We start from the raw sequence: 19,485 nt of genomic DNA on the forward strand, positions 1-19,485 counted from the left end.
GAAAAAGCCCCTTTTTTAAAAAAAATGTTTCCTTCTTTTAAAAAAGGGTTATTAAAACTATTACCGCCGCTTGCTTGCTACTCTTCAACAAACAGTTTATATGGTAAAATAATGTTTGAATTGGATAGAGTTACGTTTTTATTTATACTTAGTAAACCTATATGTAAACGCTTACTAATAAGCATTCACGGAAAAATACCGAAAGTTGGTGGATAACTTGGAGCATCAACAAGAAGAACTAAAAGCTGGTCTTAAGCAAAGACATTTAACAATGATATCTTTAAGTGGAGTTATTGGAGCTGGTTTATTCGTAGGAAGCGGTATTATTATTGGTAAAACAGGTCCCGGTGCTATTTTATCTTACACATTTGCTGGTCTGATCGTTGTTTTCGTCATGAGAATGCTTGGAGAAATGGCTACTGTCAATCCAAACACGGGTTCCTTCGCCGTCTACGCAAGAGAAGGGATTGGAGAGTGGGCAGGTTATACGACAGGTTGGTTATATTGGTTTTTCTGGGTTATTGTTATAGCGTTAGAAGCAGTAGCAGGGGCAGCCATTATCCATGATTGGCTTCCTTCAGTTCCGGTGTGGTTAATCAGTCTGAGCTTAATTGTATTGCTGAAGCTGACCAACATTTTTTCCGTTAAATCATTTGGTGAATTCGAATACTGGTTTTCTATTATTAAAATAGTAAGCATTATTCTATTTTTATGCTTAGGAGCAGCCATTATTTTTGGGCTCGTGCCAAGCATCAAATCACCAGGAATGTCTAATCTTACTAACTTAGGCGGTTTTATACCTAACGGGATAGAGTCAGTCATTGTCGGTATTGCGATTGTATTTCATGCTTTTGTAGGGGTTGAAATTCCAGCTATCGCAGCAGGCGAAACTTCTGATCCCGTGAAGTCAGTAAGAAAGGCATTGAATAGTGTCGTGTGGCGTATTTCGATTTTTTACATCGGCTCTATTGCTATTCTAGTAACGCTGTTGCCATGGAGTTCAGCGGGATTATTAAAAAGCCCATTTGTGTCTGTACTTGAAATGATGGGAATCCCTTCTGCAGCACTTATTATGAATATAGTCGTCCTCACAGCCTTGCTTTCCTGCTTGAATTCAGGACTTTATACAAGCTCTCGTATGCTATATTCTCTTGCTCAGAGAGGAGACGCCCCAAAAGTATTTTCAAAGATAAGTAAAAATGGCGTTCCTGTTTTTGCGGTAATAGGAAGTACAGTATTTGCTTTCATTAGCACCATTTTTAGTTATACGTCCCCGGATAAAATATTTTTCTTCCTAGTAAACTCTTCGGGTGGGGTTGGTATCCTTGTCTATTTAGTTATTGCGATCTCTCACCTGCGTTTAAGGAAAAGAATTGAAAAAGAAAACCCAGAAGCCCTTAAGGTTAAAATGTGGCTGTTCCCTTATTTAACGTATGCGACAATTGCTGGCATGGTATTTGTATTAATCTTAATGGCATTTGTTGAGTCACAGCGTCCGCAATTCATTTTTACGTCGTTGTTTAGCATCATAGTTATTTCTTCTTTCTTTGTAACGCGGCGAAAGAAAGAAAGTCAGAAAGAAGAAGAAATGCCTATGATATCGAACATGCCAAATCCGGAAAAAGTAAAAGATCTATAGGACAAGCACATATTCTGTAAAACAAGAAACCCTGAATCGTTTAGATTCAGGGTTTCTTGTTTTATCATAGGGTTGAAAGTTAGGCAAGTACTAATTCTTTATCCTCAACAGCAGCCGTGCCATTGACGATTTGCTCTACTTCCCAGCCCTCGAGCGTTTCCTTCTTCAATAAAGCGTCCACTAATTCATGGAATTGTTCTTCACGTTCCGAAATCAGCTGTTCAGAGATCGAAAGGGCTTTTTGGAATAAATCCTGCATTTTAGTTTCCCGTTCCATCTTGACAAACGTTAAGGTAAAGCCATCTTGCAGCACACCCATATCGACCATTTGTTCAATGATTTGTTTCGCTTGTTGAACATCACCGCTTACGCCGATGCTGTGTTCACCAAGAAACTTCCGTTCGGCTGTACCGCCTGAAAGAATCATAGCTACTTGATCGAGCAGCTCGCTTGCAGTAGATAAGTGAAGCTCTTTCGGGATCGGCGCTACATAACCGAGTGCCTGTCCTCTTGGAATAATCGTTGCTTTTCTTACGGATCCTGGCTTAGTAGCAGCAGCGACTAAAGCATGGCCTGCCTCATGGATGGCTACGCGGCGTTTTGTTTCTGGATCCTGCAGCGTGCGGGAAGTGCTTCCGAGAATGGTACGATCTAACGCATAATCAAGATCACTCTTTTCAATCATATCCCGGTTGTTGCGGATAGCACTGCGGCTGGCTGTTTCGAACAGTGAGCTTAATTCTGCGCCTGAAAATCCAGATGTGCTTTCTGCTAAATCACTAAGTGAAGCATGGACATTTTCAGCGAGGTTCTTGCCTTTAATGTGGATGTCAATAATTTCTCTTCTGCCTTTCGTATCGGGTAATGGTACGAGGAAAGAGAAATCAATACGTCCCGGGCGTAGAAAAGCTTCATCGAGCATATCTTTTCTATTTGTTGCCGCGATAAACAAGATATCATCATTTGAATGTCCACCATCGAGTTGAACGAGCAATTCTGTTAATGTCTTTTCTGATTCTTCGCCGCCGTGAGCTTTACGACGGCCGGCAAGCGCATCAACCTCATCAATGAAGATAACAGCTGGTTTTTGCTTTCTCGCCTGTTCAAACAAGCTGCGTACACGAGAAGCGCCTACACCGACAAATAATTCAGTAAAAGCCGATCCACTTGCTGAAAAGAAGTGGGCGTTTAATTCTTTTGCAATTGCTTGAGCAAGTAGAGTTTTACCAGTTCCCGGTGGACCATATAACAAAATGCCTCTTGGCGGTTTTACGCCGATTCCAGCTGAGCGTTCAGGGTTCTTTAATATAGACAGCGTTTGCTTAATTTCCTCTTTCATTTCTATTGAAAGACCGCCTACATCATCTAAGGTGATAGAAGGAAGGGGACGGGCTTTAGACAAACTATTCTTCATTGCTTTTGTCGAGGAATTAGCACCAGAACGTCCTTTTTTATAGAGAATGGCAGCTCCTGCAATAATGGCAACTAACACACCGCCGATAATCCAATTGTCGTAAGGTCCTTTATTAGAATAAGAGTAACGAATATTATATGTTTCAACCAATCTGTCTACGGATGAGCTTCCTGGAGAAGTATAAGAGACATATTGGTGATCTTTAGTCGTAAGGTAAAGAGCGCCATCTGGTTTTTCCTGCAAGGAAACAGGGGCCCCCTTTTGTTCTTGTATAATTTTTTCCATAGAGGAAAAAGAAACCGTGACTGCTTTATCAACGTCTTTTAATGACCAAGAAATCGCCGCCACGATGATGGCGATTAAGGCGAACAGCGGAAAAAGCTTCTTCATTAAATTGGACTTAGCTTCCACTCAATTCAACTCCCTAAATAAAATATATTTCTATTATAAGTATTTAAACTTATATATAAATGAGTAAAAAGTAATGTATATTTTGTCAAATTAAAGAAAAATAGTCAATGGTCTAATTGATCAAAAGAATAAACGGGCAAAAAGACTTAAAAATAATTTAATTATTTATAAATGATTGTATAAAGATAGATAGGACTATGTCCACAATTATGCTTAGAAATTGTAAAAAAGAAGAAAAATTTTTTAGCGTATGACTTTATAACATGTGAAATAAGCGGTCATCAATATGATTGATAAATTGTTTGCATAACAAGTTTTTCATTTAACATGAATTCTTTCACCGGCGGCCAATACCCTATGTTGTCTTTATACTTGCGAATGACCAACGAGACGGTTTGGCAATAGCGGCCAAAAGATAGGTGGATACAAAAGGTGTGAGGATAGAATTTTTATTTATATCCAAAATAAAGACAATTCGTTTACGAATAGAACTGTTTTTTAAAGTCAGGTGAAAAATGCATGAAGAAGATTTTTCAGATTTATAGAACAGACTGGCAAAGGATTTTTAGTGTACCGACAGGAATTTTGCTCACTGTCGCAATCATGATCTTGCCTTCTGTCTATGCCTGGGTGAATATAAAAGCGATGTGGGATCCCTACAAAGATACATCCCAGCTAAAAGTAGCGGTAACGAATCTTGATAAAGGCGGGGAGGTCAGAGGGAGAAAATTAGCTATTGGAGAAGAACTAGTCGATCACTTAAAGGAAAATAAAAAGTTAGGCTGGACATTTGTCTCTCGAGAAGAAGCTGAGCGGGGAGTTAAACACGGAGAATATTATGCAAGTTTGCTCATACCGCCAGATTTCTCAAGTAAAATGGCTAGTGTGCTGTCTAAAAATCCTAACCGAGCAGAGATTATTTATATTGTCAACGAGAAGCTTAATGCTGTAGCCCCGAAAATTACTGAAAAAGGCGCAGCTGGCGTAGTCGGACAAATTAGCGAGAATTTTACGCGTGCAGTTAACGAAGCTGTTTTAACGGAGTTTAACAAGGTGGGGATTGAGCTCGAACGAGAACTGCCCACCATCCGAAATATAGAAAACAAGATTTTTGCCTTGGAAAAGAGGCTGCCAGAATTAAGGGAAATGGGGAACCAGGTGCTAGCTCTTGATGAGAAAATGCCGGAAATAAGAGAGAAAAGCGAAAAGATTGTGGAGCTGGAGAGGCAGCTTCCGAAAGTTAGCCAATTGGGAAACAGTATAATAAAGGTGGAAGAGCGCCTCCCTAAGCTGCGGGAAGCAGGAAATGAAGTGCTGTTTATTCAAAAGAAGCTGCCTGTGATCCAATTAGCCGCCAAAAAAGTTGTCGAGATGGATGCAAATTTTTATAAAATAGAACAAGCGCTGAATAAAGGAATAGAGGATGCCCAAAAAGCAAACGAAATCATTATGATTGCTCAGCAAGAGCTTCCTAAGGCAGCAAAAATAGCTGAAGGGGGAAGCGCTTTTGCCAGTCAGCTCAATGAGTTTTTACAGAGGAATGATGGAGCTTTTAATGCGGTTGCCCCAGTCATTAAGCAGAATTTATCTCTTTTGCAGCAAACAGCAGATTCTACAGCTCAGCTGACCGAAGCGATCCAAATGAAAGATTACGACCCACAAAAGATAATTCAAACAGCAGAGATTTTAAAAACACGCCTGCAAACAGGTTCTGCTGTGATGGATAGGACAACAAGCCTTCTTACTAGGCTCGACCAATACACTGATGGAAGTCGGTTAAGTAAGGTTGTTGGCCGACTGAACGAGATCAATCAGAACTTTCAGCAGCAAACGGGCGTGCTGGATAAAGTCGAAACGGCTGTTAAAAATGGGCAGGAACCGACAAAAGAACAGGTGGAATGGTTGCACACGCTGGCCGTATCAGCCAGCAGTATACTGGGGAACACTTTAGAAGCTTACGATACTGAAATCGTACCGGGAGTCAATCAATCGTTGGCTAAGCTGAAGGAAACCGCTACTGCCTCGTCAGAAGCGCTGAAATTTGCCAAAGCGAAGCTGCCGGATATTCAGCTGATCCTCCGTGACGCCCAATCAGGTGTACAATTTGGCTTGGAGGAACTAAAAAGAATCAAAAACGAGCTGCCGCGTATCCAGAAGGAGGTTCACCAGGCAGCCTCCGCTATAGAGGGGAAAATGGATAACTTTACGGCAGCGGTAAACGAAGCAGCTCTTTTTGTGAGAAATGATTTGCCGTCCGTTGAAGAAAAAGTGCATAAAGCGGCCGATTTTGTGCGGAATGATTTGCCAAAAGCCGAACAAGAAGTACGAAAAGTATCCCGCATTATTCAAACCAAGCTTCCACAAATGGAAAAAGCAATCGACCAGGCGGCTGATCTTATCCGGACAGACTTGCCTGAAATAGAAAACTCCATCCATGACGCTGCTAATAAAATAAGAAAATTTGAGAGTGAAAGGAATTTAGGAGACATTATTCAGCTGTTGAAAAATGATGTCAAGAAAGAAAGCGACTTTTTAACGAAACCGATCCAATTAAAAGAGGAAAGAATGTTTCCCATCCCAAATTACGGATCAGCGATGTCGCCTTTTTATACGACGTTGTCTCTTTGGGTAGGAGCGATGCTGCTTATTTCCCTATTCCGAACAGATATAGAAGATGGAGAAGATACGTATCGAAGTTATCACATTTATTTTGGAAGGCTGCTGACATTTTTAACGATTGGCATTTTTCAAGGCTTTATCGTCAGTCTAGGGGATATCTTCCTTCTCCACGCCTATGTAGTGGAAAAGTTCTGGTTTGTCCTATTTGCCATTTTAACGAGTATCGTATTTGTAACGATAACGTATACACTTGTTTCTGTTTTTGGAAACATCGGAAAAGGATTGGCCATCATTATCCTCGTTCTGCAATTTTCTAGTTCAGGAGGGACATTTCCGGTTAGCCTGACACCAGTATTTTTTCAAAAGGTGAATCCGTTTGTGCCGTTTACTTACGCAGTCAGCCTGCTTCGAGAAGCGGTGGGAGGCATAGTGCCAGACATCGTTCAGAGAGATTTACTGGCCCTTTTGTTTTTCTTTGTGATCACGATCCTCTTTGCTCTTGCATTCAAAAAGCCGTTGAGCGGGATCACGAGTAAGTTAGCTAAAAATGCTGAGAAGACAAAAATTCTCTCTTGATGATGAAATAGAATGCCTTAAAAGCCGTACTAAATGGTTTTTAGGGCACTTTTTTCTTATTCATTATATAATGAAGAAAGGAAAGAGATGAGGAGGGAGAGACATTAACGAAGTACAATCAAGGACAGCTATTCGCTTTGAACGGGCTGGGAAGTTTTATATGGATGGCAAAGAAAAACGCAGAGTCTTGCAAGATATTACAGCAGACGTGCCAGCCGGGTCCGTCGTTACGCTTGTGGGGCCTTCAGGATCAGGGAAAAGCTCGCTTTTATCTTTATGTAATCTTTTATCAACCCCTGATGAAGGTGAAATTTGGGTACAGGATAAGGAAGTGCGGACGTGGGATATAAAGAAGCTTCGCCGCCATGTTGGTCTTGCTTTTCAAACCGCTCCCATGCTTCCAGGTACAGTGCTTGATAATTTACTTAGTGCCGCTCGTCTGCATCATTTTTCTTTTGAAGAACCAGAGCGTTTAATTCAATATGTTGGACTGCCGGAGAATATATTAAAGCGTGATGCGAGAGACCTTTCTGGAGGACAAAAGCAAAGGATCGCCTTAGCTAGAACTCTCGTTAATGAGCCGGCGGTTCTATTGCTGGACGAAATAACGTCGGCCTTGGATCCGATAGCTGCAAGAGAAATTGAGGAGTTAATTATTAGCATACATAAAGAGAAGCAAAATACGATTTTATGGGTGACACATGATTTAGAGCAGGCGAGAAGAGTGGGAGATTTCACTTGGCTCATTGTGGAAGGGCAAATTATTGAACAAGCCGCTACTTCTTTATTTTTTTCCTGTCCAGAGAAAGAGCAGACCCGCTTGTTTTTACAGAGAGAGCATGTAGAGGAGATAGAGCCATGAGTTTATTTACTTTATCTTTGTCCCTTGTCTTTGTTGGCCTTGCGATCTTGCTATCGAATGGATTTAAACTTGGACTAGAAAAGGATATTGTTATTGCAACGGTTCGTTCTTCCATTCAACTGCTGATTATTGGTTACGTACTGACCTTTATATTTTCTGCAGACAATCCATTTTTTATGGTGCTCATGATTTTATTAATGATCCTGGCTGCCGCCCAAAATATCGTAAAGAAGAAGCATCAAATTCCAGGCCTAATGTGGCGGGTGATTGTGACATTATTGACCATTGAAGCAGTCGCCATGCTGTTTTTAATAGGCTTAAACATTATTCCTCCTGCTCCAAGATATGTGATTACATTCAGCGGAATGATCATCGGCAGCTCTATGGTGATTGCTAATTTATTTTTGAACCGATTACGAGCAGAAGTGAGGAATCGAAAGGAAGAAATTGCTGTCATTCTTTCACTAGGAGGAACAGCCGGACAAGCGATGGCAGCTATTCTAAAAGATGTCATTCGCGCCAGCATGATTCCTACCATTGAAAGTACAAAAACAATGGGACTTGTCCAGCTGCCCGGAATGATGACAGGGCAAATCATTGGCGGAGCAGATCCTGCCGAAGCCGTGCGGTTTCAGCTCGTTATCGTCTTTTCATTGCTGGCAGCAGCAGCTTTAACGAGTATTATTTTAAGCAGACTTGTTTATCCGGCATTATTTAATGAATACGAGCAGCTGATCTTTAAGGAATAAGCAGTTAAGAACAAATATAATTATGTGTAAAATTCAAATATAAACCCATAAATTACCTCCATAAAAAACCGTAAGATCGGAAAAGATAGTGCATGTATCACTATTGAAAAGGAGGATCATGTCATGAACAACAGACCAAAACCGGATGACAGATCAAACAATGTAGAAAGATTACAGGAAATGGTGCAAAATACAATCGAGAATATGGAAAGAGCAGAAGAAACAATGATGAATGCTGGTCCGGACCAACGGGAAGCAATCGAACAGAAGAATGAAAATAGAAGAGAGAGCATCGCTGGCATGCGCGAAGAAATCAAGGATGAAGCAAGAGCACGTGAAAACGGGCAAATAGAAGGATAACAAAAAGGACGCGATAGCGTCCTTTTTGTTATCTAAAACTTTACATAGTATTTTATCATTATCTTGAATTGGTGTTTAGAAAACTAAAAAGTCTCCTCAGTTTTTCTTATTGTTTCTTTCATTTGAACAGCTGTCAGCACTCCTGCCATTAAAGGAAGAAACGGCCCAATGTACGTTGAGAACATCAGCAATAACGCCGCTGATTAGCGCCCCAAAAGCATAGCCGCTGTCACGCCAGAAACGGTAAATTCCGGTAGATGAAGCTCTCCAGCTGGGAGGAACAATATCACTAATAGAGGCAATAAGGGTAGGGTATACCATCGCCGTTCCCATTCCTAATAGAATAGCTCCAGTAATCCATAACGAATAGGTGTGAACGAATAGAATCCACCAGAGAGAAAGCCCTTGAAGCCACATGCCGCTGGTAATGAAGTATTTCCGTCCAACTTGATCACTTAAAAATCCTGTAAAAAGCTGAAAAAATCCCCACGCTGCGGGATAAACAGCTGTAATAACAGCGATTTGCCCCACGGTTAATCCTTTTGAAGCGAAAAAGAGGGGGAATAGTCCCCAAGCCATGCCATCTTTTAAATTAGTGGATAATCCTGCAAAACTGATGCTGGCTAGATTGGGATCTTTCCAGGATGTTTGCCAAAATGCCTTTTTTAAATTATTTGTAGTCGGTTCAGCTTGCTTTTGTATTTGAAGTTGCAGCTGTTGCTCCGTATCTTTCACCGTAAGTGAAAGGAGGAATCCAATTATAACAATGCCGATACCGATATAAAAGGGCTCAGGCCGCAAGGAATAAGTAGAGGCTATATATCCTGAAACAAGGGCAAATAAGGCGACTCCAATATAACCAGCAAATTCATTTAATCCAACGGCTAATCCGCGTTGTGTCGGTTTTGCCAGGTCGATTTTCATGTTGACGGTCATAGACCATGTACATCCCTGATTGATTCCTAAAAGGATGTTAGCCAAGATAATCATCCACCAAGACGATGCAAAAATGACGAGTAACGGCACGAATAATCCGACACCCCATCCTAGCAACAGGACTTGCTTCCGTCCGATTCGATCGGCCAGATTTCCAACGAAAAAATTAATAACCGCTTTGGAAAAGCCAAAGCTAATGATGAATGATAAAGACGCACTGGCTGAAGCAAGGCCAAATTGTTCTTCCCCTATAAGAGGCAGAATCGTTCTTTCAAGCCCCACCATAGAACCTACAAATAAATTAATGACAATTAATAAAGAAAACGGTAAAAAGTTTTCTTTTATTCCCACTTCACTATTACCCAATTGATTCACCTCCTAGAAAACGACTAATTTTTTATCATCTATTTCTTTTGAATCCTATTTTTCTTATCGTGAGGAGCCGTAAGTATATATAACGAATTCATTCATCGTTTTCCTAACGATTGTAGGCTTATTAGGTCTACTTTTCATTTTATATACCATATGCGGTATATAAAATGAAAGAAGACAGTCTATTCAAGTCGCAGCTATGCTGCTATATAAGAAAGGATTGAATTTAACAGAAAATGTTGCACTTCTTCCACTTGGGATTCGTAAGATAGTATGAATGAAATGGGGAGGGAAGAGAGATGTCTGAGATGTATTATTATGATGCTGCAGATAGACAGACGAATCAGTTGAGTGCCAACATTGAAAAGGCGATTAATGGGGAATATACTGCTATTCAATGTTATGCAAAGTTAGCCGAAATGGCTCCCAGCAAGGGGGTAAGACAACAAATCCTTGAAATACGCGAGGATGAAAAAAGGCATTTTCAACAATTTGTGCAAATGTATACCCAATTAACTGGGCGTCAGCCGCAGCCTAAGATTTTAGAGCGTTGTCCTAATAAATACATGAAAGGGTTAGAATTTGCCTTAAAAGATGAGCAGGAAACAGTAGACTTTTATTTAGACATCGCCGATAGAGCCCCTAGCCAATATATTAGGGAGACTTTTCGCAGAGCGGCAGCAGATGAACAAAATCATGCCGTTTGGTTTTTATACTTTTTTACGAAAGGAAGAAGCTAAACAACAAAAGTGCAAGAGTTTCCTAGCGCAAGCAGGGTCTCTCGCGCTTTTTTTATATCCTTAGAGGAAAAAACATTGGCTTCCTCTGTAAGAATCATTAACATTACAATTTCTATCCACATTAGTGCAATTTTACTTATGTGAAAAATTCAAAAAATATTGTGCTAAAAACAAAGCGAATAGGAAACATTATTTTTGTATGGACGTTAAGAGAAGCTGTTTTATGCTAATGGGAGCATGTTTTTTATTGTTACGAAAGGGAAATGGATGATGTCAAGAACTATCAATAGAAGAACTGGGAGGTACATATGTTCAGCGAAAGAGTCGACGTAGCGATTTTGGGTGGTGGACCTGGCGGATTGAGCGCAGCCTTAGTGTTAGGAAGGTCCTTGAGAAAAGTAGCGCTAATTGATGAAGGAAAACCGAGAAACCAGGTAACGGTTAAATCGCATGGGTTTCTGACGAGAGACGGATTACATCCTTCTGCCATTAGAGACATTGCCCATGAACAAATGAAGTATTACCCCAACGTCCAAATCTCAAAAGATGTCGTTCAGCGTGTTGAAAAAACGAACGGACTTTTTGTGACAAAAACAAAAAAGGGGAGCACCATATTAAGTAAAAAAGTGATCGCTGCTATGGGAATGAGAGATCATCTGCCAGATATCCCCGGCATAAAGGAAGTGTATGGGAAAACCTTGTTTCATTGTCCTTATTGTGACGGCTGGGAGCGAAAAAATGAGCCGCTCGCTGTGTTTGGCAACGGAGAAGCGTTAATCCCTTTTGTAAAGATTATTTATAACTGGAGCAAGGACTTAATCGTTTTCACCAATGGAAAGGCCGAGATCAGTGATGAAGAAAAGCAGGAGCTTATGCAGCATAAGATTCATATAAAAGAAACGCCCATAACAGCTATCAGATCAAGTGATGGAAAAATGGAACAGGTCATTTTAAAAGGTGGAGAAGCTATCAGCAGAAAAGGCGGATTTATGGTGACGACTGGGGAAAAGCAGGCTTCTATGATTCCTGCTCTGCTAGGTGTTCCTCTAAATGAAAAAGGGGAATATGAAACAGATGAACACGGACAAACAGCCATTGACGGGCTATTCGTTATTGGGGACGCGAAGAACACATTTACAAGTCTTATCGGTGCTGCTAGCCAGGGATACGAAGCCGGCGTAAGAATTAATACCGAATTTGCATTGGAAGAATGGGATCAAAGTGGCTGTTCCTCCTAATTTTTGGGGCAAATAGTGAGGCAAGAGAGACTGTATGTTTCTCTCTCAGTGGTATACGCTAAGTAGTAGATTGATCGATAAAAGGAGAGCCTGGTGAAATGGATCGTTGTTTACAAACGATCCATTTCACCGGACACTTGCTTTTACCGAATTTGCAAAACTCCGAGATGTTCTGATAAAAAAGTGGATTAAGGGCTCTTTCCACCTAGTCATCAACGCTAATTAGGAAATGGAATTTATATAGGAATGAACATGCTTTCTTAAAGCGAGCAATGGATTTTGTTTCAGCAATACATTCAGCACCCAAGAATAAAGATACGTGAAAATAAAGCCAACGATAATAGCGGACCATCCAAAGACAGCAAAACCGAAGACTAGCACGCCAATATTAATAAAACGAATCGACTTGGCTATGTCTACCTTGTTGTTTCTTTTATGCAAGATAAGCGCAATGACGTCCATTCCAACGGTAGAGGAATTTGTTGAAATACAACAATAATAGCCCAAAGCAATAAAAACGCAGGCGAGCAAGATGTCAACGCCAATATTAATCGTGCATTGGAAGGGGAGGCTGTAGAATAAGGAAAACGAAATGGCGTAAAACAAACTGCTAACAATAGATTTGAAAAAATTCTCTTTTCCTAAGAATAGTAAGGAGACAATTAACAATAACCCTGTCATGCCATTGCTTACATATAGTAGTGGAATATGTAAAGCTTTATCTACGATCATGGATAAACTTGTGACTCCGCCATTTATAATATGATGGGGTACCATCCACTTGGCGTAAGCAAATCCTATAAAAATATTTCCTATTAAAATGATGGATAAGTCTGCCGTAAGTGACTGTCTTTCCTTCATCTTTTCTCCCTCCTTTTGCCTCAAATAAAGTATATATAACTTTACCCTTTCGGCTGCACTGCTAATGAAAAAAGGTTTTCCCCTCATTTACTTATCCGGAACACTTGTTATATCTACATACGATATAAAAAAACTTTTTTCCTGTTTCTCTGTTATGAGAATCCTTCATAGGAGTTAGTTTATTTAATCATAAGTAAACGATGATTGAGAAATTTGCGTTTGAGATACAGCTTTTTGGAAAGTAATGTACATATTAATAAAGGATTCCACGTCATGTTTATCGAAGCACCCTAATTTTACCAAGGGTGCATCAGTATGTATAATGAATAGCAGTGAGTGATGGAAGGAGGAAATACTTATATGAAACGATTAGCTGTATTTTGTGGTTCAAGTAATGGAGCATCGCCCCTTTATATTGAAGGGGCGAAGGCTCTCGGAAAAGAGCTTGCTAAGCGTCAAATCGATCTTGTCTACGGAGGCGCTAGTGTAGGAGTGATGGGAGCGGTTGCTGATGCGGTTTTGGAAGCAGGCGGACAGGTCATTGGGGTAATGCCGAGCTTTCTTGATGAAAAAGAAATTTCTCATAAGAATTTATCGCAGCTGATTATTGTAGAATCGATGCATGAGAGAAAGGCTAAGATGGCAGAATTAGCGGACGGATTTATTGCTTTGCCGGGTGGGCCGGGGACGTTAGAAGAATTCTTTGAAATCTTTACGTGGGCTCAGCTGGGATTACACCAAAAACCATGCGGCCTCTTGAATATTAATCATTATTACACTCCTCTTGTTACACTATTTAATCACATGGCGGAAGAACAGTTTCTACAGGAAAAATATCGTGCCATGGCTATCGTGGATGCTGATCCAGAAGGGATGCTTAATCAATTTACTACCTATCAGCCGCCTTCAGTTAAAACGTACATAACCAAATCTCAAACTTGAGGGTGTGAGAAAAGTTTATTCTGAAGGGCTGGAATTTATAAGCAGAATGGGATTATTTACGGAAGGAGGATGAAAGGGGAGTGCGTTTGGAGCCTTTTCCATTCCAAGGAAATGTGTGAGGAAGGAACAGTGTATGGTTGAATGCCAAACCGTTTAATGTTCCTTCCTGCTTTTCCCTATAGGGCTATGAAAAGAGGACATTTTTCTCTTCTTTTGTCCCCTCTTTACCGAAATGGATCATTTATTCTCTCACTATCAACCTTGATCATATGTTTTTCTGCTGTTGATTTACAAAAAATGCTTTATTTATAATTCAAACCATTTGTCTAGACAAATATCTTTACTCTTGCGATGGACAAATTCATTTGTTTTGCCGTTGTACTGATAATCAACTTTAAGGCGATCTATGTTTTGGATCATGTCTGTTAAAGAATATAACAAATATTGAATCTCTTCTTCTCTTGCAGTTGGGTGGATTGAGACGCGCACCCAGCCTGGTTTGGAAGATAAATTTCCTTTATCGATTTCATCTGTCATATATTTTGAGTGAGCTTGATCTATGTTTAGCAAAAAGTGGCCATATGGGCCTGCGCAGGAACAGCCTCCCCTTACTTGAATGCCATATAAATCATTGAGCAGCTTAACGGCAAGATTATAATGAACATTCTTAATACAAAATGAAACAATGCCTAACCGTTTTTTTATATGAGAATCCAGCACAACAACGTTTTTTAGACCCGCCAATCCTTTCATTAATAAACTGGTTAGATATTTTTCTCGCTTTAGTATATGGTCTATTCCCATCTTTTCCTTTAACTGAATAGCAAGGGCTGTTCTGATGGCTTGCAGGAAACCAGGAGTTCCTCCATCTTCTTTTAGTTCAATATTATCTACGTATTTTCGCCCTCCCCATGGATTTGTCCAGGTAACTGTGCCGCCTCCCGGGTTATCTGGTATGTTGTTTTTATACAAGGACGAATCAAAAATTAAAACGCCGGAAGCTCCTGGCCCTCCTAAGAATTTGTGAGGGGAGAAAACGATAGCATCTAATTTTTCTTCTTTATCTTTTGGATGCATATTTATTTTTATATAAGGGGCAGAAGCTGAAAAATCAATGAGACAAATGCCGCCGTATTGATGCATGAGCTTTGCCATTTGATGATAGGGGGTCACGACACCTGTTACATTAGAACAAGCAGTAAAGGCACCGATTTTAACCTTTCTATTTTGAAAATGTATTAATGATGATTCAAGATTCTTTAAACTAATTTCACCGTTATGATTTGGAGTGACCACGACGACATCGGCGATCGTTTCCAGCCAACTTATATGGTTTGAATGATGCTCCATATGGGTGAGGAAGACTACCGGTTTGTCTTCTTTTTTTATTTGGATAAAAGGACGATAGGCCTCTGCAATTTTCAATCCAATGATTCTTTGAAATTTATTAATAACCCCTGTTGCCCCACTTCCTTCAGTTACAAGGACATCGGTTTGTTTTGCATTTACATGACGTTTAATGAGGTGGAGAGCTTGCTTATAGGCTTTTGTCATTGTTATGCCTGTTATATTAGCTTCGGTATGTGTGTTCGCTGTATAGGGACCGAACGTATGAATAATCCTGTCTTCAATCGGGTGGAACATTCTCCCGCTCGCTGTCCAATCGAAATACACTATTTTCTTTTCTCCATACGGGCCATGAAAAGTTTCTTCAACGCCTACAATGTTTTTTCTAAATTGATCAAAATAACGTTCCAAATCTTGCTGGTTATGTTCACGACTAGTTGTTTTGATTTAAACTCCCTCCTTATCATCATTTGTGCTTTTCCCATAATGAAATATATTCATCCGTCGGCATTCGAGTGTATGTTCATTAAAAAGTAAATGAGAGTTTTTTGTAGTTTCATTATGTCTTTATTTCTCTTGCTCCAATTTGTCATAAAAGAATGATAAAAATCATTTGCTGATCAGAACATTTGTTCTTATAATAAAAATAAAATGGAATGATGTTGTGGGGGGAGTTGGCGTTGTTGTATAACGATCGCAAAATGTTGAAGTGGCAAGGGTTTAGGCTATCTGAGCACGTTGAACAATTAAAACAGGTAAAAATACAAAAGAAGAGAGTAATCGTTGATGAGCAGACAAGAGAGCTTTTCGACTGGATGATCCATATTTCTTATAGTTCGCAGCAGCCTCTGCTCGTTTATTTAAATACCTTTGGCGAGCCCTATACTCAGGTGTCAGGGATTGTGGAATCGGTGAACCATCCATCAGGCTATCTATTTTTAAAGGGAAAAGGCAGCTTTGCAATAGAGGACATTGTGTCCATGGAGTTTGCTAGGGCTGAGGATGAGGGACATGGTGATTGATTATGATTTATTACCGAAGCGATCCATTCTGTGTATAGACGTAAAATCCTTTTTTGCCGTGCGCCCATAAGGGTATATTAGTATCGCCACCAAGTGGTATTAGATTAAAGAGAAATCTAATTGACTAGCCGTCTAACCTCTAGCTGAAAAGCAACAGGGAACATAGCATGACGGAAAAGCTGGTGTACTTTGAAATTAGCTAGAAGTGGGACCAGCAAGGTCATTTGTGACATGGTCAAGGCTAAACTGCTTTAAATCCAGTTTCTTAGCTTGATAAGGTGAGGTATACGGAATTGCAGAAAATCTGTGATCAAATGCTAATTGACGCGTATACGAAAGTTATTAGAAAAGTTAGAGGCAAAGACATTTCTACTCTTTATAACTTTCCTGAGTACTAGACGGTACGTTAAAGAAACGAACGGAAACCTAAATCACAATAATAGTACTAATATAACTAAATGGGGATTGCCTAAGCTGGAATGCTTAATAAGCTATGTGCAATGCCGTAAGGTGAGAAATTTCAAGGGAAGGACTCCCAAGAAAGATGGCACTGAATATCCAGTATGGTAACGGAGTTATCGTAGTAATCTGAGCAAGGGAAAGCCTTGTACATGGTGAAGGATAACAGGCTATTTGATTGATAAAAGAATGGAGGTATGCGAAATGCAGAACGCCGATACAATTTTATCGATATTGGAGAAACAAACAATTAATAACAAGAATTTTGAATACAAACGCTTATATCGAAACTTATTTAATGCAGACCTTTTTGTTAGGGCCTATGGTAATATTCAATCTAAACCGGGAAATATGACACCTGGGGTAGATAACAAGACTATAGATGGGTTCAAAATGCAATGGATAGAAGACACAATAAATTTCCTCAAAGAAGAAAAATACTATCCGTTGCCTGCTAGAAGAGTATATATTCCAAAAAAGAATGGTGGAAAAAGACCGTTAGGTATTCCTGCCTTCATGGATAAATTAGTACAAGAAGTACTGCGCATGATACTTGAAAAAATTTATGAGCCGACTTTTGATGCTAATTCTCATGGCTTTCGACCAAATCATAGTTGCCATACAGCCCTTTACCAAATTAAAAAAACATGTAAAGGTACAAACTGGATTATAGAAGGTGACATCACAGGTTGCTTTGATAACATCGACCATGAAATACTCATGAAAATCCTTTCAAAAAGAATCAAGGATGGCAGGTTTTTGGAATTAATACGACGTTTCTTAAAAGCAGGTTATTTTGAGTTTCAGAAAAAAAGAAATTCAATATCTGGAACCCCACAAGGCGGAATACTTAGCCCATTATTGGCTAATATTTATCTTAACGAACTAGATATATATATGAATAAACTGTGCACACAATATAACAAGGGAGTAAGACGAAAACAAAGTCTCGAATATCATAGGATGGTTTGTAATAGGCACAATTACCTCAAAAGAGGTAAGAAGAAAGAAGCGAAAAGATTGCATAGAGAGATACTCCAGACTAATCCTGCTGACAGCTTTGATACTAACTATATTCGGGTAAAGTATGTTCGATATGCCGATGATTTTTTGGTATGTATCATAGGAAGCAAGAAACTATCAGAAGAGATTAAGCTCAAACTCAAAGAATACCTAAAAAATAATCTAAAACTGGAGTTAAACCAACAAAAAACTTTTATTACGAACCTTAAAAACGAAAAAGTTAAATTCCTTGGATACGAGCTAACTAAAAGTCAGGAAAATTCCTTGCAAACACGTGATGTTACAGGTCGGAAAAAGAGACATATAAACGGGTCAATACAACTTCTGGTTCCATGGCAAGTAATTACAGATAAATTGAAGCCCTTCAAAAAAGGAGAAAAAGCCGTAGGATTTCCAGCTAGAAGAAATTTACCTGTCCTTGATATCATACAAACCTATAATGCAGAAATTAGAGGTCTATATCAATACTACTGTCTCGCGACAAATGTATCTAGGGAGCTTGCTAGATTTCAATATTATCACTACTATAGTTTGGCCAAAACTATAGCTGGCAAGGAAAATATTAGCGTAAAAAAGGTACATGATAAATATGGTGTCGAGATAGAACGAAAAGATAGAACCGGAACAAGGAAAATCATTGGTTACACGTATAATACTTACAAAGGTAAACGTACTATCACCTATTACAATGGTGGATTAAAAAAAGTTGACCGACCTATCTCCGATATGTCCGATACCTTTGGGAACCATTTTAAAAGCGGACAATTATTACAGAAGCTTGCAAGTGATTGTTGTGAATTATGTGGAACAAAAACCGAAAGGTTAGAAGTGCATCATATTAAGAAGTTAAAAGATATAAAGCGTAAGTATTCAAAACATGGGAAAAGAGTACTGAATTGGGTATTGCTCATGAGTGTTATCAATAGAAAAACTCTTGTAGTTTGTGAAGAATGCCATAAGGAAATACACAATGGCACTTTGAAAAAAAGTTTCCCAAATAAATAGCTGGAAAGCCGTATACATTGAAAAGTGTACGTACGGTTTGGAGGGGAGTCCACAGAAACCTGCTAACGAAATTTAGTAAGGCGCTGGGTGCTTACCCTACAGTGTGGAAGCGGTTCGGCGCAAAATACACCCTTTGGATGCGCATATCATTGTAGTTTCGGATAAAAAGCGCCCCGGGTCTGTCGTGTTGGCGTCTTCTCCACGTGTAAAGAGAGAATTGGGCATTAAAACAGGATCAAGAATGTTCGAGATCCCCGATGATGAGCGGCTGATGATTGTAGAGCCTTCGATGAAGCTTTACCTTAAAGTAAATAGTATGATTATCGAGATTTTCAAGCGGTTTGTGCCGGTCGAAGATTTGCATATTTACAGCATTGATGAGGTTTTTCTGGATGTTACCGCATCACGGAGACTGTTCGGGAACAAATTTGAAATAGCTAAGAAGATCCAGCGTACGATTTTTAAAGAGCTGAAGCTGGTGGTCACGGTTGGGATTGGCGATAACCCTCTTTTAGCTAAGCTGGCCCTTGATAACGAAGCGAAAAACGCGCCTGGCGGAATCGCTTATTGGTCTTATCAAAACATAGAAGAAACGATTTGGAAAATTCCCCGTTTGGGAGATATGTGGGGGATTTCGCACGGGTACATAAAGAAATTAAACAATGTGGGGATCCACTCTGTTTACGATCTTGCACACGCTGATAAACATAAACTGAAAGACCGTTTTGGCATCATGGGCTTGCAACTCGTGCGCCTATAAGGGCATATACATGAATTTGCCAATAGCACGGCAACAGGTTAGATTGCAACGACCTGTCATCACTCAACTTATCCGAAAGGGAAACCGGACGGGGAGTGTAGCATGTTGAGAAAGTCATAAGTTGGCTAGGTATCCAGCCACGACTGAATG

At 39.8% G+C, this 19,485-nt stretch carries 14 protein-coding genes and 1 pseudogene; 11 read left to right on the plus strand and 4 right to left on the minus strand.

Annotated elements, in window-relative coordinates; translation table 11 throughout:
• Positions 1 to 217 precede the first annotated feature (217 nt).
• Positions 218 to 1,639, plus strand: a complete 1,422-nt coding sequence (locus tag AC623_RS06845; protein ID WP_442853528.1) for an amino acid permease — start codon at positions 218 to 220, stop codon at positions 1,637 to 1,639.
• Between the two features lie 79 nt (positions 1,640 to 1,718).
• On the opposite strand, the gene AC623_RS06850 is transcribed toward AC623_RS06845, so the two are convergent.
• Positions 1,719 to 3,464 carry an AAA family ATPase gene (locus AC623_RS06850; RefSeq protein ID WP_049661732.1) on the minus strand — a complete coding sequence of 582 codons (1,746 nt, stop codon included), beginning with the start codon at positions 3,462 to 3,464 and terminating at the stop codon, positions 1,719 to 1,721.
• 519 nt (positions 3,465 to 3,983) lie between these two features.
• On the opposite strand from AC623_RS06850, the gene AC623_RS06855 reads away from it, so the two are divergent.
• The 4 genes from AC623_RS06855 (at position 3,984) to tlp (ending at position 8,630) form a co-directional block, all read left to right on the plus strand.
• Positions 3,984 to 6,659, plus strand: coding sequence for a YhgE/Pip domain-containing protein (locus tag AC623_RS06855; protein ID WP_049661734.1), 2,676 nt, complete (start codon positions 3,984 to 3,986; stop codon positions 6,657 to 6,659).
• Positions 6,660 to 6,819: 160 nt separating this feature from the next.
• Complete coding sequence (locus tag AC623_RS06860) at positions 6,820 to 7,521, plus strand: ATP-binding cassette domain-containing protein (protein ID WP_049661735.1); 702 nt, start codon at positions 6,820 to 6,822, stop codon at positions 7,519 to 7,521.
• Positions 7,518 to 8,270, plus strand: coding sequence for an ABC transporter permease (locus AC623_RS06865; RefSeq protein ID WP_049661736.1), 753 nt, complete (start codon positions 7,518 to 7,520; stop codon positions 8,268 to 8,270). The genes AC623_RS06860 and AC623_RS06865 overlap by 4 nt, the downstream gene beginning before the upstream one ends.
• Positions 8,271 to 8,393: 123 nt before the next feature.
• On the plus strand, positions 8,394 to 8,630 hold the full coding sequence (gene tlp, locus AC623_RS06870; RefSeq protein ID WP_049661738.1) for a small acid-soluble spore protein Tlp: 237 nt from the start codon (positions 8,394 to 8,396) through the stop codon (positions 8,628 to 8,630).
• Positions 8,631 to 8,713: 83 nt separating this feature from the next.
• Here the strand turns inward: tlp and AC623_RS06875 are convergent.
• Positions 8,714 to 9,851: pseudogene (locus AC623_RS06875) on the minus strand (MFS transporter).
• A gap of 395 nt (positions 9,852 to 10,246) precedes the next feature.
• On the opposite strand from AC623_RS06875, the gene AC623_RS06880 reads away from it, so the two are divergent.
• A complete protein-coding gene (locus AC623_RS06880; protein ID WP_049666340.1) occupies positions 10,247 to 10,678 on the plus strand; it encodes a ferritin-like domain-containing protein in 432 nt (143 codons plus the stop codon).
• Between the two features lie 308 nt (positions 10,679 to 10,986).
• A complete protein-coding gene (locus AC623_RS06885; protein WP_049661739.1) occupies positions 10,987 to 11,916 on the plus strand; it encodes an NAD(P)/FAD-dependent oxidoreductase in 930 nt (309 codons plus the stop codon).
• A 222-nt stretch (positions 11,917 to 12,138) separates the two neighbouring features.
• Here the strand turns inward: AC623_RS06885 and AC623_RS06890 are convergent, their stop codons facing one another.
• Positions 12,139 to 12,777, minus strand: a complete 639-nt coding sequence (locus tag AC623_RS06890; RefSeq protein WP_049661741.1) for a YitT family protein — start codon at positions 12,775 to 12,777, stop codon at positions 12,139 to 12,141.
• Between the two features lie 360 nt (positions 12,778 to 13,137).
• Here AC623_RS06890 and AC623_RS06895 point away from each other — a divergent pair, with 360 nt between their 5' ends.
• Positions 13,138 to 13,719, plus strand: a complete 582-nt coding sequence (locus AC623_RS06895) for a TIGR00730 family Rossman fold protein (RefSeq protein ID WP_049661742.1) — start codon at positions 13,138 to 13,140, stop codon at positions 13,717 to 13,719.
• 306 nt (positions 13,720 to 14,025) lie between these two features.
• Here the strand turns inward: AC623_RS06895 and AC623_RS06900 are convergent, their stop codons facing one another.
• Entirely contained in the window at positions 14,026 to 15,513 is a 1,488-nt protein-coding gene (locus AC623_RS06900; RefSeq protein WP_049661744.1) for an aminotransferase class V-fold PLP-dependent enzyme, read from the minus strand.
• A 236-nt stretch (positions 15,514 to 15,749) separates the two neighbouring features.
• Between AC623_RS06900 and AC623_RS06905 the strand changes: the two genes are divergently transcribed.
• The 3 genes from AC623_RS06905 to AC623_RS06915 all read left to right on the plus strand — a co-directional run bounded on the left by AC623_RS06905 (position 15,750) and on the right by AC623_RS06915 (position 19,335).
• Positions 15,750 to 16,088: a hypothetical protein gene (locus AC623_RS06905; RefSeq protein ID WP_231603395.1), complete on the plus strand. Its 339-nt coding sequence runs from the start codon at positions 15,750 to 15,752 to the stop codon at positions 16,086 to 16,088.
• 663 nt (positions 16,089 to 16,751) lie between these two features.
• Positions 16,752 to 18,575, plus strand: coding sequence for a group II intron reverse transcriptase/maturase (gene ltrA, locus AC623_RS06910; protein ID WP_197090947.1), 1,824 nt, complete (start codon positions 16,752 to 16,754; stop codon positions 18,573 to 18,575).
• A gap of 103 nt (positions 18,576 to 18,678) precedes the next feature.
• On the plus strand, positions 18,679 to 19,335 hold the full coding sequence (locus AC623_RS06915) for a Y-family DNA polymerase (protein WP_082174344.1): 657 nt from the start codon (positions 18,679 to 18,681) through the stop codon (positions 19,333 to 19,335).
• The last annotated feature ends 150 nt before the right edge of the window (positions 19,336 to 19,485 follow it).

It is taken from the genome of Bacillus sp. FJAT-27231, assembly GCF_001183975.1.
In the GTDB taxonomy this organism is placed as follows: domain Bacteria; phylum Bacillota; class Bacilli; order Bacillales; family Domibacillaceae; genus Pseudobacillus; species Pseudobacillus wudalianchiensis.

What these genes read in the sequence shown, in the direction of transcription:
- AC623_RS06865 (WP_049661736.1), top strand. Translation starts at nt 7,518, where the DNA reads ATGAGTTTATTTACTTTATCTTTGTCCCTTGTCTTTGTTGGCCTTGCG.
- AC623_RS06885 (WP_049661739.1), top strand. Translation starts at nt 10,987, where the DNA reads ATGTTCAGCGAAAGAGTCGACGTAGCGATTTTGGGTGGTGGACCTGGC.
- AC623_RS06880 (WP_049666340.1), top strand. Translation starts at nt 10,247, where the DNA reads ATGTATTATTATGATGCTGCAGATAGACAGACGAATCAGTTGAGTGCC.
- AC623_RS06890 (WP_049661741.1), bottom strand. Translation starts at nt 12,777, where the DNA reads ATGAAGGAAAGACAGTCACTTACGGCAGACTTATCCATCATTTTAATA.
- AC623_RS06895 (WP_049661742.1), top strand. Translation starts at nt 13,138, where the DNA reads ATGAAACGATTAGCTGTATTTTGTGGTTCAAGTAATGGAGCATCGCCC.
- AC623_RS06860 (WP_049661735.1), top strand. Translation starts at nt 6,820, where the DNA reads ATGGATGGCAAAGAAAAACGCAGAGTCTTGCAAGATATTACAGCAGAC.
- ltrA (WP_197090947.1), top strand. Translation starts at nt 16,752, where the DNA reads ATGCAGAACGCCGATACAATTTTATCGATATTGGAGAAACAAACAATT.
- tlp (WP_049661738.1), top strand. Translation starts at nt 8,394, where the DNA reads ATGAACAACAGACCAAAACCGGATGACAGATCAAACAATGTAGAAAGA.
- AC623_RS06855 (WP_049661734.1), top strand. Translation starts at nt 3,984, where the DNA reads ATGAAGAAGATTTTTCAGATTTATAGAACAGACTGGCAAAGGATTTTT.